This is a genomic window from Cupriavidus sp. SK-4 (genome assembly GCF_000611125.1).
Lineage (GTDB): Bacteria > Pseudomonadota > Gammaproteobacteria > Burkholderiales > Burkholderiaceae > Cupriavidus > Cupriavidus necator.
In genome coordinates this window covers 13,348-30,806 of the sequence record NZ_JFJW01000102.1, presented here as the reverse complement: position 1 = coordinate 30,806, position 17,459 = coordinate 13,348, and the positions used below count along the sequence as shown (strand labels likewise).

Below are 17,459 nucleotides of genomic sequence, written 5' to 3'. Positions count from 1 at the left end.
TGATCATGACCGGGCGGCTTTGTCATGTTTGTGATGGGCGCCTTCGCGCGGGCGGCCCATCAGGATCGGCTGGAAGAACACCGCGCCGACCAGCGTGCACGCCAGCGCCAGCGCCAGCAGCTTGCCCATGCTGGCGGTGCCGGGATGCTGCGACAGCCACAGGCTGCCAAAAGCGGTGGCGGTGGTGGCCGCGCTGTACAGCACGGCGTGCGTCAGGCTGGACTGCAGCAGCTGGGTCTTGCCGTGCCGCCAGGCAATCACGTAGTAGATCTTGAACGCGACGCCGACGCCCAGCAGCAGCGGCAGCGCGATCACGTTGGCAAAGTTCAGCGCAATGCCGAACAGCACGCACAACTCAAGCGTGACGATGGCCGAAACCAGCAGCGGTATCAGCGTGCGCAGCACGTCGCCGAAGCGGCGCAGCGTGATCCACAGCAGGATGGTGATCGACACCACCGCCCAGATGCCGGCCTGCGCAAAGGCGGCCATGATGGTATCGGCCGAGCCGCGGATCGCGATCGGCCCGCCGGTGGCGGTCGGCTCCACGCGCAGCACGGCGGTGATGAAGCGGTCCAGCGCGGCCTCGCGCTGCGCGCTGGCGGGCGGCGGCAGCTTCGGGCTGACGCTGACCAGCGCGCGCCCGTCCGGCGTGATCCAGTCGCGCACCAGTTCGGGCGGCAGCGTCTGCTGGCTGACGGGCTGCGGGCCCAGCGCCAGCTTCAGCCGTGCCAGCGCCAGCTGCAGCGGCACGGCGATGGCGCGCTCGGCGCGGTCGCGCGTGGCGGCGTCGGCGGTGGCCAGCTGCTTCAGCGCGGCGGACAGGTGCGCGGCTTCGGCCGCGCCCGGGCCGGGATGTTCGTCGGCGGCGATGGCGAGCTGCCGCGCGGCATTGCGCAGCGCATTGACGCGCGCGCTGTCGGTGGCGGGCGTGGCGGTGGGCTGCGTCAGCGCCGGCATCAGCGCGGCCGAGGCCTGGCCGATGGCCTGCAGCTTGGGCGGCTGGTCGTCGGGGATAAAGGTCTGCAGCGTGACCGCGCGCGCCACCTCGGGCAGCGCCGCCAGCTTGCCCGCGAGATCGCGCGCGGCCGGCAGCGAAGGCGCCAGCACGCTGACATCGTCGGTGCCGGCCTGTGGCGCGTCCTTGAGCGCCCGCAGCGTGGCCATCGATTCGGACCTGGGGTCCTTCAGGTGCAGAGGGTCGAAGTCAAAGCGCAGGTGCGGCAGCAGCGGCGCGCCTGCCAGGATCGCGAGCAGGGTGACCAGCAGCACCGGCTTGCGATAGCGGTCGAAGAACCGGTCCGCGGGCGCCAGCCACGCGAAGCCCGGCGCCTCGGGCTCGCCGCCGGGCTTGAGCACGCAGATCAGCGCCGGCAGCAGCGTGAAGGTGGTGGCAAATGCCACCATCATGCCCACGCCCGCGATCAGCCCCAGCTCGGCCACGCCGCGGTAGTCGGTGGGCAGGAAGCAGAAGAACGCCGCCGCCGTGGCCGCGGCGGCCAGCGCCAGCGGCGCGCCCACAGCGCGCGCGGCCAGCCCCAGCGCTTCGACGATATGGTCGCGGTCATGGCGCTCGGCGCGGTAGCGCACGCCGAACTGGATGCCGAAGTCCACGCCCAGCCCGACGAACAGCACCGCGAACGCCACCGAGATCATGTTCAGCGCGCCAACCATCGCCAGTCCCAGCGCGGCGGTGATCAGCAGCCCGGCAAACAGGCTGGCCAGCACCGCCACGATCAGTCGTGCCGAGCGCAAGGCCAGCCACAGGATCAGGACCACCACCAGCACCGTCAGCACGCCGTTGAGCACGGCGCCGTCGCTGACCGAGGCGAATTCATCGTCGGCCAGCGCCTGCGGGCCGGTCAGGCGCACCGTGGCCTGGTAGCGCTGCGCCAGCTGCAGGTCGGCCGCGGCCTGCCGGATCGCGCGCGAGGCGGCGGCCCCGGCCTGCAGGTCGCTGTAGTCCAGCACCGGGCTGAGCGCGATGTAGCTGTAGACCTGGCCATCGGGCCCGGGCTTGAGGCTGTCGTCGAGCAGCCCCGCCCAGGACAGCGCGGCGGGCTTGCCGGCCAGCACCTGGTCCAGTGTCCGTGCACTGTTGCCCAGCAGCCTGGCCATGTCGCCCAGCTTTACCTGCCCCATTTGCAGCGGCAGCGTCAGCGTGGTGGTGAGGAGATCGGACAGGCCGCGCAGGGTCGGGTCATGTGCGAGCGCGTTGACCAGCGGGCGCGCCTGCATCAGTTGCTGCGTGAGCTGGCGCACTTCATCCGTGCTGGCGAACAGCAATCCGTTGCGCGCGAAGAACGGGCCGCCGCCGGGCTGGCTGACCGCGGTGAAGCGTGCCGGCTGGCGGCGCAGCGCCTCGGCCAGCGCGTCGGCGGCGGCGTCGGCCAGCTCTGTCGCGGGCGCCTGCACCACCGCCAGGATCAACTGGTTGCGCTGGGGAAAGGCGTCGCCGATGGCGGCGTCGCGCACCGCCCAGGGGGCGTCGGATTCCAGCAGCCGGCCGATGTCGGTGTTGATCGCAAAGTTGCGGGCCACGTAGACGCCGCTGACGGCGGTCAGCAATGCCGCCAGGATGATGACGCGCCACGGCCAGGCGGTGGCAAGCCGGACAATGCGTGTCAGCAGCGAAGTCAGCATGGGCGGATCCGGAAGGAGCACGAACCGCGAGTATATCGGCTGGCAGCGTGGCGCATGCGGCATGCGCGGCCCGGGCATCCGCGATTCAGGCCGATCCGCTATAAACTGTCAGCCTGGCGCCGGCGCTGCAGCGGCGGCGCCGCTTCACCGTCCTTCCTGGCTCTCACATCCATGACGATTCACGGTTTGCTTCCCCTGGCGCCGCTTGCAGCGGTGGCCATGGTTTCCGTAGCGCACGCCCAGGCAGTCCAGCCCGGCGACCTGCGCGCCAGCCCCGAGCGGCTGGTGCAGGCCGCGGTGGAGGGCGTGATCGGCACCATCCAGTCCAATCCCGATACGCGGGCCGGCGACCTCGCCAAGATTACCGCGGTCGTGCAGAAGCAGTTCCTGCCTTACACGGATTTCCAGCGCACCACGCGGCTGGCGCTGGGCAGTGCCTGGCGCACCGCCACGCCGGAGCAGCAGCAACAGCTCCATGAGCAGTTCCAGATGCTGCTGGTGCGCAGCTATGCGGTGTCGCTGGCGCAGCTGCGCGAGCAGAACGTCAAGTTCCGCTACCAGCCGGTCAAGTCCGGCAGCGGCGCCACCGATGTGGTGGTGCAGACGCGCGTGATCAACAATGCCGACGAGATGCAGATCGACTACCGGCTGCAGCGCACAGCCAACGGCTGGAAGATCTACGACATCAACATGATGGGGGCGTGGCTGATCGAGGTGTACCGCAAGCAGTTTGCGGACATCGTCGCGCGCAGCGGGGTCGACGGGCTGGTGAAGTACCTGACCACCCACAACGCGCGCCAGGCGTCTGACGCCTGAGCGCCGCACGCCATCATGGCGCGGCGTGGCCGGTGTCCCGGTTGCGCCGCCAGTGGCGCAACTCCACCCATTGCCATGACAGCAGCGCGGGCACGCCGAACAGGATCTCGCGCGCGCGCTTGACCAGCGCCAGCGCCAGCGAGACCTGCGCATCCATCCCCAGCACCTGCCCCAGCAGCATCACCACCGCTTCCTGCACGCCCAGCCCGGCGGGCACGAAGAACGCTACGTGGCGCGCGGCCTGGGTCAGCGATTCGATCGCCAGCGCCTGCCAGACCGGCACCGGATGGCCCAGCAGCATCAGCGCCAGCCAGATCTCCAGCGTACCGCTGACCAGCCCTGCCAGTTGCCAGCCCAGCGCCGCCAGCAGCTCGCGCCGGCGCCGGTTGAGTGCGCGGATATGGGCATCGAGCCGCGCACCGTCGATCATCGCGACGATGCGGTGATCTTCGCCAAACAGCTTGCGCGCCGCGCCTTCCAGTTTCTCGAATATCGCGGTGTGCCGCAGCGACAGCGCGAACAGCACCGGCACCGGCAATGACAGCAGCAGCCCGGCCAGGATGACCCAGGCCCCGCCGCTGTCCTGCAGCGCGGCCAGCAGCAGCAGCACCCCCATGGCCGAGAACAGGTACTGCGAGAACAGCGTCAGCATCACTTCGACCACGATGCTGGCGGTGACGGCGGTGGTGTCGCGGATGCGCAGCCGCGTCAGGCGGATACCGACCAGTTCACCGCCGATCCCCACCGTTGGCAGCAGGCGGTTGACCGCTTCGCGCACCGTGGCGACCCACCACAGGAAACCGAGTCCCGCCTTCTCCTCGGGGTCGGCCGAGGTCAGCAGGACGCGCCAGCCTTGCGCGTCGAGCAGCAGCGGCAGTGCGTGCAGGGGCACCAGCAACAGCAGCAGCCAGCCGCCCTGCGTCACGATGGCGGCGATATCGCTGGCGCCCTGGTGGATCACCAGCGCGGTGAGCGCCAGCAGCCCGATCAGGCCGGTCAGGTAAGCAATGCGTTTCATCTTGAAGAGTCAGGGCACCAGCACGTCGGCAAAGCCGCCGCGCCGGTTGGCCGCGCGCTCCAGCGCGGCGCGCACGCGCGGCGACAGCAGCGCGGCCAGTTCGTCGGCGTGGCGGTAGCCGCGCATCGATGCGGTGATGGCCTCGCCAGAGACCACGGCCGGGTGCAGGTAGATCTCGCCCACGCCCGCGGGCAGCTGCGCCAGCGCCTGCAGCAGCGCTGCCTCGTCCATCTGCCCGCTGCGCGCGATGCCGACCACGTAGTCATTGTGCGCAATGCCGGCGCGGTCCAGGCGCCGGCGCAGCAGCGCTAGCCAGGGGCGCAGCGGCAACGGTGCGCCGTGCTCGCGCGGCAGGCGCATCGCGCGCAGGCCGTAGTCGCGCCCGATCGACAGGATCAGCGACAGCACCGTCGGGTGCAGGTGGAAATGCTTGTGCGTGTTGACGTGGTCCAGCGGCAGCCCGGTGGCGGCAAAGGCTTCGAACTGCGCGCGGATCTCCGCCGCCAGCTGGCGGCGCACCCGCGGCAGGAAGAAGAAGCGGCAGCCGTCCAGGGCCATGGCGGAGCCGAAGCGGCCTCCGGCGTCGACCAGGTCGGGGATCTGCGCGCGCGGCAGCGTGGCCGGGCCGTCGGCCAGCACCACGTGCAGCCCCACGCGCAACGACGGCAGGCGGCGCGCGCGCTCGACCGCGTCCGCCACGGCGGGCGCGCCCACCATCAGGCTGGCGGCGCTGAGCACGCCGTCGCGGTGGGCCAGTTCCACCGCCTCATTGACGGCGGGGTGCAGGCCGAAGTCGTCGGCGGTGACGATCAGCGCGCGTTGCGAGGCACAGGATAGCGCGTGGGCCAGGATCAGGCCTCGTGCGAGCGCAGGAAGCGGAAGAACTCCACGCCTTCACGCAGGCGCCGCTTCATCATGTCCCAGCTGCCCAGCATCTCGCGCACGATTTCCCAGATTTTGCCGGGGCGGAAGTAGAAGCGCTTATAGAAGGTCTCCACGCCGTGGTAGATGTCTTCCTTGGACAGATGCGGATAGCTGATCGCGGCCAGCTGCACGCCCTGGTCGTTGACCAGGTTGATGACCTTGTTTTCCTCGAGCCAGCCGTTCTCCACCGCCTGCCGGTACAGCGTGGTGCCGGGGTAGGGCGCGGCCAGCGAGACCTGGATGGTGTGCGGGTTGATTTCCTTGGCGTACTCGATGGTCTTCTCGATGGTCTCGCGCGTCTCGCCCGGCAGGCCCAGGATAAAGGTGCCGTGGATCTGGATGCCCAGCTTGCGGCAGTCCTCGGTGAAGCGGCGCGCGATGTCCGTGCGCAGGCCCTTCTTGATGTTCAGCAGGATCTGGTCGTCGCCGGACTCATAGCCCACCAGCAGCAGGCGCAGGCCGTTCTCCTTCATGATCTTGAGCGTGCTGTACGGCACGTTGGCCTTGGCATTGCACGACCACGTCACGCCCAGCTGGCCCAGCCCGCGCGCGATCTCTTCCACGCGCGGCTTGAAGTCGGTGAAGGTGTCGTCGTCGAACATGATCTCCTTGACCTCGGGCATGTTCTCCTTGATCCATTTGACCTCGGCGATCACGCTTTCGGCCGAGCGCGTGCGGTAGCGGTGCCCGCCCACGGTCTGCGGCCACAAGCAGAAGGTGCAGCGCGAACGGCAGCCGCGGCCGGTGTAGATCGACACATAGGGGTGCTTCAGGTAGCCGATGAAGTAGTTGTCGATCTTCAGGTCGCGCTGGTAGACCGGCGCGACGAAGGGCAGTTCGTCCATGTTCTCGATCATCGGGCGCTGCCCGTTGTGTTCGAGCGAGCCGTCCGGCAGACGGTAGGAGAGGCCCAGGATGTCCTTGAGCGGCTTGCCCGCGGCCACGTCCTGGCAGGTGTAGTCGAACTCCTCGCGGCAGACGAAGTCGATGGCCTCGCTGGCACCCAGCGTGCCGCCCGGATCGACCGCGGGCTTGGCGCCGACCATGCCGATCATCACATCCGGCTTGCGCTGCTTCAGTTCCTCGGCGAACTTGGCGTCGGTGGGGAACGAGGGCGTGCTGGTGTGGATGATGACCAGTTCATAGTCCGCGGCAATATCCAGCGTCTGCTGCACGGTCAGGCCGTCGGCCGGTGCGTCGAGCACGCGGCTGCCCGGCACCAGCGCGGCGGGCTGCGCCAGCCAGGTCGGGTACCAGAACGACTTGATCTCGCGCTTGGCCTGGTAGCGCGAGCCCGCGCCGCCGTCGAAGCCGTCGAAGGAAGGGGCCTGGAGGAACAGGGTTTTTTTCATTGCGGCCTCTGGGGATGGATGCCGGTGGATGAAGGTTGGTTCGGGGTCAGCGCAGGACTGGTGTGCAGGGCATCGCGCACCGACAGCACCTGCTCGCGCCACTGCACGCGCTTGCCTGCCAGCGCAAATGCCCAGCCGGCCAGCAGCAGCGCATCGCGCAACGGTGCGCGCAGTGCGGCGGCGACGCTGCCTGCCAGCAAACTGCGCGCCAGCGCGCCGGCGGCCGCCACCGCAATCACCAGCGGCTGCGGCGCCAGCAGCACACCCAGCGCCAGCATCGGCCAGGTGAACGTGATGAAGGTAAAGGCAAAGCCCGGCGGATTCAGCGATCGGATCGTGCGCAGCCAGCGCAGCTCATGCCGCCACAGGTCGGTGAAACGGTCCTCGGTGACATCGGTCGTGACCACCACCTCCGACAGCACCGTGCGCAAGCCCTGCTGCCGCGTCAGCTCGCCCAGCCAGTAGTCGTCGGCCAGCCGCTCGGACAAGGCTGCGAAGCCACCGATGGCTTCCAGCGCATCCCGCCGCAGCGCAATCGTCGCGCCAAAGGCAAAGCGTTGCGAGCCGCCCGCGTGGGCGATGCGCACCGACGGCGCGAACCAGTCGTTGATGAACTGCGCGCCGATGCGCGACCACGGCCCGCCAGTCGGATTGCCGCGGTAGAGGCAGGTGACCACGCCCACGCCGGCGTCGACCAGCGGCGCGGTCACGCGCGCCAGGTAGTCGGGCGGCACGGCGATATCGCTGTCGGCGATCACCAGCACATCGTGCGTCGCTTGTGCGAACAGGTTGACCAGGTTGCTGACTTTCAGGTTGGTGCCGTGCACTTGCGGATCGACCACCAGCGCGATGTCGCACGCCGGGAAGTCGCGGCGCAGCCGTTCGACCACGGCGATGGCGGGATCGTCCGCGGCACGTACGCCGAATACCAGCTGGAACGACGGATGCCGCTGCCGGCACAGCGTGGCCAGGTTCTGGTACAGCCGGGGCTCGGCGCCGCACAGAGGCTTGAGCACGCTGACCGGTGTCGTTGCGGTGCCTCCGCTTGCCGCCGGCGCGCGATGCGACAGCCATGCCGCAGCCAGCGCATAGGCCGCCGACACGCAGGTCAGCGCAGCGCCTGGGAGGGTGGCAGCAAGTTCCGCGGCCATCGGCAGTGCAGTCAGTGCGTGGCCGCGGCGTTGGCCTCGGCCGGCCGCGGCCGGTTGGCGCGCGGTTTCGCGCGCTGGATTTCCTCGAGCTTGATCTCGACGTGGCGCGAGAACACGTAGTCGGCCGGCCGCTGCTGGTCCAGCGCAATATCGGGCGCCATCGGCCCGCTGGTGCGCACGCCGCGCAGGCTCACGCCCAGCGCCTTGAGCGGATGGGCAAAGGTGTCGGCCACGGCGGTGGCCTCATAGCCGCTGTGGACCATGCAGTCGGCGCACTTCTCGTAGTTGCCGGTGCCGTAGGCGTCCCAGTCGGTTTCTTCCATCAGCTCGCGGAAGGTGGCGGCATAGCCCTCGCCCACCAGGTAGCACGGACGCTGCCAGCCGAAGACGGTGCGCGCCGGGTTGCCCCACGGGGTGCAGTGGTAGGTCTGGTTGCCGGCCAGGAAGTCCAGGAACAGCGTCGACTGGCTGAAAGCCCAGTTCTTGCCGGCGCGGCCGCGGCTGAGGATGTCGCGGAACAGCTGGCGGGTCTTGCCGCGGTTCAGGAAGTGCTGCTGGTCCGGCGCGCGTTCATAGGCATAGCCCGGCGACACGGTGATGCCGTCCACGCCCAGCGCCTTGACCGAGTCGAAGAACTTCGCCACGCGCTCGGGCTGGGCATCGTTGAACAGCGTGCAGTTGATATTGACGCGGAAACCCCGTTCCTTGGCCAGCCGGATCGCCTCGACGCAGCGGTCGTACACGCCTTCCTGGCACACCGAGCGGTCATGCATCTCGCGGTCGCCGTCGAGGTGCACCGACCAGATGAAATACGGGCTGGGCTGGTACTGGTCCAGCTTCTTTTCCATCAGCAGCGCATTGGTGCACAGGTAGACGAACTTGCGCCGCGCGATGATGCCTTGCACGATCTGCGGCATGTCCTTGTGCAGCAGCGGCTCGCCGCCGGCGATGGAAACCACCGGGGCACCGCATTCATCCACCGCCTCCAGGCATTCCTGCACCGACAGGCGCTGGTTCAGGATGGGATCCGGATAATCGATCTTGCCGCAGCCTGAGCACGCCAGGTTGCAGCGGAACAGCGGTTCCAGCATCAGGGCAAGCGGATAGCGTTTCTGTCGCGACAGATGCTTGCCGACGATGTAGGCGCCCACGCGGGCGACCTGCAGTAGCGGAATAGCCAAGGCAGCTTCCTCTGGTTGGGTTCAGCCGGCGATATTCTCGTTGGCGGTGGCCGGTGCGGCCGCGACTGCGGCGGGTTCCTTGCCGGCCTTGCGCGGGGCCGATTGCGGCTTCACGTCGGCCAGCTCGGGCGGCAGCCGGAACTCGGCATGTTCCTCGCGCCCGGCCATGGTGGTGACATCTACCGGGCCCAGCCGGCGCAGTGCGTTGATCACGTCCTCGACCATTTCCTCGGGGGCGGAGGCGCCGGCGGTGATGCCCACCACGTTGGCGTCGCGCACCCAGGCAGGGTCCAGCTCGGCGCCTTCGGCGATCAGGTAGCTGGGCACGCCGCTTTCAGTGCCGATCTCGCGCAGGCGGTTGGAGTTGGAGCTGTTGGTCGCGCCAATCACCAGGATCACGTCGGCCAGCTTGCACAGGTCGCGCACCGCGCTCTGGCGGTTCTGCGTGGCGTAGCAGATGTCGCGCGTATCGGGACCGACCAGGTTGCTGAAGCGGCGCCCGAGCGCGGCTATGATATTGCGGGTGTCGTCCACGCTCAGCGTGGTCTGCGTGACATAGGCGACCGGGGTGTCGGCGGGCAGGTCCAGCTGCGCGACCTCGGCCTCGTTCTGCACCAGGATCACCTTGCCCGGGATCTGGCCCATGGTGCCTTCCACCTCCGGGTGGCCGGCATGGCCGATCAGGATCACTGTGCGGCCGCTGGCCGCGTACTGGCGGCCCTGGGTATGGACCTTGATCACCAGCGGGCAGGTGGCGTCGATGGCATGCAGCTGGCGCTGGCTGGCATCGGCGATGACCTCGCGCGAGACCCCGTGCGCGCTGAAGATCGTCACGGCGCCGGTCGGGACTTCGTCCAGTTCTTCGACGAAGCGCGCCCCCTTGTCCTTCAGTCCCTCTACGACGTGCTTGTTGTGCACGATCTCATGCCGCACGAACACCGGGGCGCCATGCTTGACGAGGGCGCGGTCGACGATCTCGATCGCGCGCACCACGCCGGCGCAGAAGCCCCGGGGCTGAGCAAGAATCACCTGCATAGAGTAAGCCCCCCGACCCTTTGCAACGGGTTTCAGTGTTTGGGATGGCGGGACAGGAAATGCACCGGCATCCACCGGAGATCCACCGCAGATCACATTTCCGTCGCACGGTGGTTACTATATACCCGACACGCCGGCTTTGTCTGGAGGCGCTTTGGCCAGCGCGAGGCTGGCCAAAGCGCCTCCGCCTCACGGGAAAACGGGTTTATGACGATAAACGATGACGTGCTGGTGACAGGCGCCTCTGGCTTTCTCGGCTCGGCGGTGGCGCGCAGGGCGCTAGCACGCGGCTTCCGGGTGCGCGTGCTGGTGCGCCCGCAAAGCCCGCGCACCAACTTGGCCGGGCTGCCGGTGACCGTGGCGGAAGGCGACATGCGCGACGCCGGCGCCGTGGCCGCCGCGCTGCAGGGCGTGCGCTACCTGTTCCATGTGGCCGCCGACTACCGGCTGTGGGCGCCGGACCCCGAGGACATCGTGCGCACCAACGTCGACGGCACCCTGGCCGTGATGGAGGCCGCGCAGCAGGCCGGCGTCGAGCGGGTGGTCTATACCAGCAGCGTGGCGACGCTGCGCGTGGCCGGCGCGCGGGCGCCGGTGGACGAGACCGCGGCGCTGCGCCCGCACGAGGCCATCGGCGCCTACAAGCGCAGCAAGGTGCTGGCCGAGCGCGTGGTGGAAAAGCTGGTGTCCGAGCGCGGCCTGCCGGCGGTCATCGTCAACCCGTCCACCCCGATCGGCCCGCGCGACGTGCGGCCCACGCCGACCGGGCGCATCATCGTCGAGGCCGCCACGGGCAAGATCCCCGCCTTTGTCGATACCGGCCTGAACCTGGCGCATGTGGATGACGTGGCCGAAGGGCATTTGCTGGCGCTGGAACGCGGCCAGGCCGGCGAGCGCTACATCCTGGGCGGCCAGGACGTGATGCTGCAGCAGATGCTGCGCGACATCGCGCAGCTGTGCGGCCGGCGCCCGCCGACCGTGCAGCTGCCGCGCTGGCCGCTGTACCCGCTGGCGTATGGGGCGGAGGCGGCGGCGCGCTTTACCGGCAAGGAGCCGTTCATCACTGTAGATGGACTCAATATGTCCCGGTACCGGATGTTCTTTACATCAGACAAGGCGTGCCAGGTGCTGGGCTATCAGCCGCGGCCATACCAGGAGGGTTTGCGGGACGCGCTGGAGTGGTTCCGGGCGCAGGGGTATCTCGACAAGCGCTAAGCTGGCAGGGCGCGCTCAGGACCGCACCGGCGCCTGCGCCCGGCCCTTCCACTGCCCGCCGCGCCGCAGCCAGTAGCGCCGTGCCGAGTCGATGGTTGCCCCCAGGTAGAACAGCGCCGTGACCGGCAGCAGCGGCGCCANCGCCGGCGCCCCCAGCCACGCCGGCTGCCGGTATTCGCGCAGCATCGGCAGGTAGGCCAGGGTCATCGCGCCCCAGGCCAGCCATGCCGGCCACAGCCGCCAGCCGATCGCCAGCACCGGCGGCACCAGGTAGGTCAGCACCATGCCCGCCACCGCGCCGGCCAGCAGCAGGGGCGAATAGCGCAGCTGGGTGTAGGCGCTGCGCGCGATCATGTCCCACAGGCTGCGCCAGTCGTTGTAGGGCCGCAACGACACGCTGTCGTCGGCCAGGTCCAGGCGGATCGCGCCGCCGGGCTTGATGCGCGCGGCCAGGCTGCAGTCGTCGATCAGCTCGCCGCGGATGGCGGCAAAGCCGCCGATGCGCGCCAGCGCCGCGCGGCTGGCCAGCATGCAGCCGCCGGCCGCGGCCGCCACGCGGCTGCGGGCATCGCGCACGCGGGCGAAGGGGTAGAGCTTGGCGAAGAAGAAGACAAAGGCCGGCACGATCAACCGTTCCCAGGCGGATTCGCAGCGCAGCCGCACCATCAGCGAGACCAGGTCGCGCCGTTCGTGCCCGGCCCGCGCCACCAGCGCGGCCAGCACGCCGGGGCCGTGCCAGATATCGGCATCGGTCAGCCAGATATAGCGGGCCTGTGGGGCGATGCGGTCGGCCGCGGCCAGTCCCTCAGACTGCGCCCAGACCTTGCCGCTCCAGCCGGCGGGCAGCTCGCGGGCCCCAATCACCGTCAACCCCTGCGGGCGCGCGGTGGCCGCGGCGGCGGCGTGGGCGATATCGGCGGTGCCGTCCTGGCTGTGGTCGTCCACCACCACCAGCGCCAGCCGGCCCGGATAGCGCTGGCCCAGCACGCCGGCCACGGCGCGGCCAATCACCTCGGCCTCGTTGCGGGCGGGGATGACCGCGACCACTTCCGGCCAGGCCGCGGGATCCGGTGCGGCAGCCGGCTTGCGCACGCGCCAGAAGCTGGCGCGGGCAAAGATCAGCACCAGCCAGACCGCCAGCGACAGCAGCGACAACGCCAACGCAAGGTGCATGGGCCGGCCCTATTTCACCAGGCGGCGCGCCAGCCGGGCCAGCCGCGGCACGGTTTCCGGGCGCAGCAGGCGCGCGTCGTAGCCGGCCATGCGCCGGTCGTTCTCGGCCAGGCACAGCTCGATCATCGCACCCGGCGTCAGGGCTTCGCCCAGCGCTGCGGAGCCGTTCATGGTGAAGTTGGCGTCCTGGGCCACGCCGTCAGTGTCGATGCCGCGCGCTATGCCGATGCGCTCCCAGATCAGGAAGGCCCACACCCGCGCCACCTTCAGCGCAAACAGCGGGCGGCGCCACCACGGCAGGTTGCGCCGATACCAGGCGGCCCAGTTGACGAAGAACAGGATATGGCGGCCTTCCTCCTGGATCACCGGCTCGAAGGTCTCGACCAGCTCGGCGGGAAAGAAGCCCGAGCGCCTGGCCGCGGCGAACAGGCCGAAGGCGAAGAAGCTGTCGATGCACTCGCTGTAGCCGGTGACCAGCCAGCCCCATTCCGGATCGTCCGGGGGCGGGTAGTCAGGCTCGGGCGCGAGCGCGATGCCGTAGGCCTCGACCAGCTTCGACAGCACCACCTTGTGGCGCGCCTCTTCGCCGCCGTCCATTTCCAGCGCGCTGCGCAGCAGCGGATCGCCGACGGTATCGGCAAAGGTCTTCACGCGGATCGAGGCGCGGCCCTCGGTCTGCACGGCGATATCCCAGATCGGCAGCGAGGTGACGCGGTGCAGGGCCTCCGGTGACAGCTTCGGCCAGTCGATCACGGCGGGTTTGTAGGGGTTGTGGGACTGCAGCAGCATTTTGCAGAACATCTGCAGGTGCTGCGGGGAGCCGATGCGCACCGGCCCCGGGGTGGGGTCGGTCCAGTGGCGCATGGCATGGTCGGCCTGCTCGACGGCAGTGCGAGCGACCGTATCGGCAACCGCGATGGCGCGGGCCTCGGCATCGGCGGCGCTGTTGCGCGGCGGCGCGGCCGCCGCGTTGCCAGCAACCTCAGTGGTTTCGGACATTCGGCCCCCTGGCGTTGGATTGCCCGGGAGCCATTGTAGCGAGGCGCGCCGGCCGGCGCACCCCGCAGGCTAGAGCTAGGTCAGGCGCGGTAGCTGACCGGCCCGCGCGAGCGCATGTCCAGCGCGTAGTAGCACACCGTCAGCAGCACCAGCCAGCCCGGGCCCACGTACAGCGCCACGCGGGTCTCCGGGAAGTAGGCCATCAGTGCCACCACCAGCGCCAGGAAGGCCAGCGCGATGTAGGAGCCATACGGCCAGAACGGCATGCGGAAGGCCAGCGCCTTGCGCTCGGCCACCGAAAGGCTGCGGCGGAAATTGATCTGCGTGACCAGGATGATGGCCCAGGTCCAGACCGCGCCGAAGGTGGAGATCGCCGTCACCCAGACGAAGACCTGCTCCGGCACCAGGTAGTTGAGCAGCACGCCGCACAGCAGCGCGGCGATCGACACCAGCAGCGCGCGGCGCGGCACGCCATTGCGGTCCACCTTGGCAAAGGCCCTGGGCGCCTGGCCCTGCTGCGCCAGGTTGTACAGCATGCGCCCGGTGCTGAAGATGCCGCCGTTGCATGACGACAGCGCCGCGGTCAGCACCACGAAGTTGATGATGCCGGCGGCGGTCTTGATGCCCAGCCGCTCGAAGGTCAGCACGAAGGGGCTGCCCTGGGCGCCGATCTCGTTCCACGGGTACAGCGACAGGATCACGAACAGCGCGCCCACATAGAAGATCAGGATGCGCCAGAACACCGAGTTGATCGCGTCCGGGATCGACTTCTTCGGGTTGCGCGCCTCGCCGGCGGTCAGGCCGATCATCTCCACGCCGAGGTAGGCGAACATCACCATCTGCAGCGACATCAGCACGCCGGAGGCGCCGTTGGGCATGAAACCGCCGTGCGCCCACAGGTTGGAGATGCCGGTGGCGATACCGCCGTTGCCAAAGCCGAACACGATCATCGCGCCGCCGCCGATCAGCATCAGCACGATGGTGACGATCTTGATCATGGCGAACCAGAACTCGAACTCGCCATAGGCCTTGACCGCCATCAGGTTGACCGAGCCCATCGCCGCCAGTGCGGCCAGCGCCCAGATCCAGCGCGGCACGTCGGGGAACCACATGCCCATATAGATGGCCACGGCGGTGATCTCCGCCACGCAGGTCACCAGCCACAGGAACCAGTAGTTCCAGCCGGTCAGGTAGCCGGCCAGCGGGCCCATGTGGTCCTGCGCGTAGCGGCAGAACGAGCCGGCCACAGGGTTGTGCACGGCCATTTCGCCCAGCGCGCGCATGATCAGGAAGATCACCGCGCCGCCGATCAGGTAGCCCAGCATGATGGCGGGGCCGGCCATCTTGATGGCATTGCCGGCGCCAAGGAACAGGCCCACGCCGATGGCCGAACCCAGCGCCATCAGCCGGATATGCCGTTCGCCCAGGCCGCGTTGCAGATGTTCTGCGCTTGCACTCATGTGTCGTTGTCTCCGTGTCATCTGAAAGGCCGCGCCGGCCTTCGTGGGGCCGGCGGGAGCAGCTATTTTCTCGTCCGCGCGGGTCGCAAACGGAAAATAGCGGGCAGGTTAATCAGATAACCGGGGTATTTGTTGCTGAATTCGTGGTGAAAATCAGGAAAGATTGCTGGCGACGGGAGCGGCGATACCCCCGCGCGCAATCGTGTGGCTCGATGGACTGAGGGCAGCCTTGCTATCCGTGTGCGGCCACCCGCCACGCCCGGGGGCGGCTGCGCGAGGTGGTCTGACGCAGTTCAGGCTGCGGCGGCGCCGTCGTAGGCGGGATAGTCCGTGTAGCCTTCGGCGCCGCCACCATAGTGGTGCGCGCGGTCCGACGAGGCCAGCGGCCAGTTTTTCTCAAGCCGGGCAACCAGGTCGGGGTTGGCGATGAACGGCTCTCCGAAGGCGGCAAGGTCGATCAGGTCATCGGCTATCAGCTGCTCGGCGCGTGCGCGTGTCATGCCACCCGCAAGGATCAGCGCACCCGTGAAGCGACGACGGAACCTTGCCAGGAAGTCGACCGGCGTGGCCGAGCTGCCGCGCGTGCTCTGGTCCATGAGGTGGACGTAGGCGATGTTCCGCTTCGAGAGTTCGTCGGCCAGATGGAGATAGGTTTGCTCCAGCTCGGGGTACTCGGCCATGTCGCCCAGTCCGCCATAGGGAGACAGGCGGATGGCCGTGCGATGCGCGCCGATCCGGGCCGTCACGGCGTCAATGGCAGCCAGTACAAAGCGGGTGCGGCCTTCCAATGTGTCGCCACGGAATTCGTCGGTGCGGTCGTTCACCGTCGGGTTCAGGAACTGTTCGATCAGGTAGCCATTGGCACCGTGCAGTTCCACGCCGTCGAAGCCGGCAGCGATCGCATTGGCCGCGGCTTCCGCGAAATCGGCGATCACGCCGTAGACCTCACCGCTGGTCAGCGCGCGCGGCGCGGACACATCGACCGCACCGGGCGTGCCGTCGGCGGTATAGCCCCAGGCCTTGGTGTTCTTCGCAACCTGGCCGGTTGCGCTGACCGGCTGGATGCCGCCGGGCTGGATCGAGACGTGGCTCACCCGGCCGACATGCCAGAGCTGCGTGAAGATCGTTCCGCGCTTCGCATGCACCGCGTCGGTCACCTTGCGCCAGCCTTCAACCTGTTGCGGCGTGTAGAGGCCCGGATTGAACAGGAATCCCTGCGCGCTGGGCGAGATCACCGTGCCTTCGGTCACGATCAGGCCGGCGTCGGCACGCTGGCCGTAGTAGAGCGCGTTGAGATCGTTGGGCACCCCGTCCGGGTTGCGCGAACGGGTCAGCGGCGCCATGGCGATGCGGTTGGAAAGTGTGCGCCCGGCCATGGCAAAGGGCTTGAAGAGGGGGCTCATTTGTGCTCCAGGGGATGGGTTTCGATGGAGCGCAGTTTGCCCGGTTCATCTTTGCAGATTAAGCCGTGTATCGGTCAAATACTTTTGATTTGGCATCAAATATGAAAACTAGCTCTCGAATGCCTTCTGCCCGAGCACCTTGACCACATATTCGACGAAGCATGTGATGCGGGACGCCAACGCGGTGTTGCGATAGTAGACCGCGTTGATCGACTGGCGCACATCGAGGGTCTGTTTCGCAAACAGCTGCACCAGTCGCCCGTCCCGCCGATCGTCGCGCGTCATGAAGTCCGACAGGCAGACAATGCCCTGGCCGTTCAGGGCCAGGCTCCTGAGGGTCTCGCCGCTGGACGAGGCGATGGTTGGCTTGATATGCAGCACGCTGCCGTCGTCGTCGCGCAGCGGCCAGTCGTTCAGTGATTCCGGCTGCGTGAAGCCCAGCAGTGCATGCTGCGCGAGCTGCGCCGGTTTGGTGGGCGTGCCGTGGCGCTTCAGGTAGTCGGGACTGGCCAGGATGCGGATTCGGCTGGTGCCGATGGCGCGCGCGTGCAGCGTGGAGTCCTTCAGCTGGCCGATGCGGAACGCCACATCGGTCCGCTTTTCGATCAGGTCGATGATGCCTTCGTTCGAGTTGAGTTCCAGTTCCACTTCCGGGTAGCTGGCGCGAAAGCCCTCCAGCAGCGGCACGATCACATGCAGCATGAACGGCGTTGCCGCATCGACCCGCAAGCGCCCAACCGGCCGCAAGCGGCGCGCCGCGATCTGCTCTTCCGCCTCGTCGACCATCGCCAGGATTGCGCGGGCGTGTTCCAGGAATGCCGCCCCTTCCTCGGTCAGCTCCAGCCGCCGCGTGGTTCGCCGCAGCAGCGTGGTCTGCAGCTTTTCCTCCAGCCGGCCCAGGGTGCGGCTGGCGGCGGAGACNGCTGCGGGGCGGCCGCCGTGATCGAGCCGGTGTCCACCACGGCGGCAAAGGCCAGCAGTTCGTCGATCGTTGTCTTCATTGTTGATTTCAAATCAAATGAATTTCCCTTATACACGGCTTTATCTGCAAAGGTAAGGGCGGCAAACTGCGTGCATTCGAGTTTCCTTCAT

At 68.4% G+C, this 17,459-nt stretch carries 13 protein-coding genes and 1 pseudogene; 2 read left to right on the top strand and 12 right to left on the bottom strand.

The features are described from left to right. Positions 1-3 precede the first annotated feature (3 nt). Positions 4-2,640 (bottom strand): MMPL family transporter, encoded by a 2,637-nt coding sequence (locus CF68_RS22410; protein ID WP_035823287.1) that lies wholly within the window; start codon positions 2,638-2,640, stop codon positions 4-6. Between the two features lie 171 nt (positions 2,641-2,811). Here CF68_RS22410 and CF68_RS22405 point away from each other — a divergent pair, with 171 nt between their 5' ends. After that, positions 2,812-3,456, top strand: a complete 645-nt coding sequence (locus CF68_RS22405) for a phospholipid-binding protein MlaC (RefSeq protein WP_035823045.1) — start codon at positions 2,812-2,814, stop codon at positions 3,454-3,456. Positions 3,457-3,469: 13 nt separating this feature from the next. Here CF68_RS22405 and CF68_RS22400 read toward each other — a convergent pair whose 3' ends face one another. Genes CF68_RS22400 through ispH form a run of 6 tightly spaced genes read right to left on the bottom strand, consistent with a single transcriptional unit; the run spans position 3,470 to position 10,117 of the window. Beyond that, positions 3,470-4,474, bottom strand: a complete 1,005-nt coding sequence (locus CF68_RS22400; protein WP_035823043.1) for a lysylphosphatidylglycerol synthase domain-containing protein — start codon at positions 4,472-4,474, stop codon at positions 3,470-3,472. 9 nt (positions 4,475-4,483) lie between these two features. Next, the gene (gene hpnK, locus CF68_RS22395; protein ID WP_084187383.1) at positions 4,484-5,287 is read right to left on the bottom strand and encodes a hopanoid biosynthesis-associated protein HpnK; all 804 of its coding nucleotides are present in this window, start codon (positions 5,285-5,287) and stop codon (positions 4,484-4,486) included. A gap of 38 nt (positions 5,288-5,325) precedes the next feature. Next, positions 5,326-6,750 (bottom strand): hopanoid biosynthesis associated radical SAM protein HpnJ, encoded by a 1,425-nt coding sequence (hpnJ, locus tag CF68_RS22390; protein ID WP_035823038.1) that lies wholly within the window; start codon positions 6,748-6,750, stop codon positions 5,326-5,328. After that, the gene (gene hpnI / locus CF68_RS22385) at positions 6,747-7,901 is read right to left on the bottom strand and encodes a bacteriohopanetetrol glucosamine biosynthesis glycosyltransferase HpnI (RefSeq protein ID WP_035823036.1); all 1,155 of its coding nucleotides are present in this window, start codon (positions 7,899-7,901) and stop codon (positions 6,747-6,749) included. Before hpnI ends, hpnJ begins: the two co-directional genes overlap by 4 nt. 11 nt (positions 7,902-7,912) lie before the next feature. After that, entirely contained in the window at positions 7,913-9,082 is a 1,170-nt protein-coding gene (gene hpnH, locus CF68_RS22380; protein WP_035823035.1) for an adenosyl-hopene transferase HpnH, read from the bottom strand. A gap of 21 nt (positions 9,083-9,103) precedes the next feature. Next, positions 9,104-10,117: a 4-hydroxy-3-methylbut-2-enyl diphosphate reductase gene (gene ispH, locus CF68_RS22375; protein ID WP_010810967.1), complete on the bottom strand. Its 1,014-nt coding sequence runs from the start codon at positions 10,115-10,117 to the stop codon at positions 9,104-9,106. Between the two features lie 207 nt (positions 10,118-10,324). On the opposite strand from ispH, the gene hpnA reads away from it, so the two are divergent. After that, the gene (gene hpnA / locus CF68_RS22370) at positions 10,325-11,332 is read left to right on the top strand and encodes a hopanoid-associated sugar epimerase (protein WP_035823032.1); all 1,008 of its coding nucleotides are present in this window, start codon (positions 10,325-10,327) and stop codon (positions 11,330-11,332) included. A 15-nt stretch (positions 11,333-11,347) separates the two neighbouring features. Here the strand turns inward: hpnA and CF68_RS22365 are convergent, their stop codons facing one another. From CF68_RS22365 to CF68_RS22345, 5 genes and pseudogenes are all read right to left on the bottom strand, one after another. Next, positions 11,348-12,505 (bottom strand): glycosyltransferase, encoded by a 1,158-nt coding sequence (locus CF68_RS22365; protein WP_035823029.1) that lies wholly within the window; start codon positions 12,503-12,505, stop codon positions 11,348-11,350. Between the two features lie 9 nt (positions 12,506-12,514). Beyond that, positions 12,515-13,504, bottom strand: a complete 990-nt coding sequence (locus tag CF68_RS22360) for a hypothetical protein (protein ID WP_035823027.1) — start codon at positions 13,502-13,504, stop codon at positions 12,515-12,517. An 80-nt stretch (positions 13,505-13,584) separates the two neighbouring features. After that, positions 13,585-14,964, bottom strand: a complete 1,380-nt coding sequence (locus CF68_RS22355) for an amino acid permease (protein ID WP_035823025.1) — start codon at positions 14,962-14,964, stop codon at positions 13,585-13,587. Between the two features lie 293 nt (positions 14,965-15,257). Then, positions 15,258-16,367, bottom strand: a complete 1,110-nt coding sequence (locus CF68_RS22350; protein ID WP_035823023.1) for an alkene reductase — start codon at positions 16,365-16,367, stop codon at positions 15,258-15,260. Positions 16,368-16,475: 108 nt separating this feature from the next. Further along, a pseudogene (locus CF68_RS22345) lies at positions 16,476-17,368 on the bottom strand (LysR substrate-binding domain-containing protein). Positions 17,369-17,459 lie beyond the last annotated feature (91 nt).

Bases quoted from the DNA above. Each gene is read 5' to 3' on its own strand.
- CF68_RS22350 (WP_035823023.1), bottom strand. From the start codon at position 16,367: ATGAGCCCCCTCTTCAAGCCCTTTGCCATGGCCGGGCGCACACTTTCC.
- hpnI (WP_035823036.1), bottom strand. From the start codon at position 7,901: ATGGCCGCGGAACTTGCTGCCACCCTCCCAGGCGCTGCGCTGACCTGC.
- hpnA (WP_035823032.1), top strand. From the start codon at position 10,325: ATGACGATAAACGATGACGTGCTGGTGACAGGCGCCTCTGGCTTTCTC.
- CF68_RS22360 (WP_035823027.1), bottom strand. From the start codon at position 13,504: ATGTCCGAAACCACTGAGGTTGCTGGCAACGCGGCGGCCGCGCCGCCG.
- CF68_RS22355 (WP_035823025.1), bottom strand. From the start codon at position 14,964: ATGAGTGCAAGCGCAGAACATCTGCAACGCGGCCTGGGCGAACGGCAT.
- ispH (WP_010810967.1), bottom strand. From the start codon at position 10,117: ATGCAGGTGATTCTTGCTCAGCCCCGGGGCTTCTGCGCCGGCGTGGTG.
- CF68_RS22400 (WP_035823043.1), bottom strand. From the start codon at position 4,474: ATGAAACGCATTGCTTACCTGACCGGCCTGATCGGGCTGCTGGCGCTC.
- CF68_RS22405 (WP_035823045.1), top strand. From the start codon at position 2,812: ATGACGATTCACGGTTTGCTTCCCCTGGCGCCGCTTGCAGCGGTGGCC.
- CF68_RS22410 (WP_035823287.1), bottom strand. From the start codon at position 2,640: ATGCTGACTTCGCTGCTGACACGCATTGTCCGGCTTGCCACCGCCTGG.
- hpnJ (WP_035823038.1), bottom strand. From the start codon at position 6,750: ATGAAAAAAACCCTGTTCCTCCAGGCCCCTTCCTTCGACGGCTTCGAC.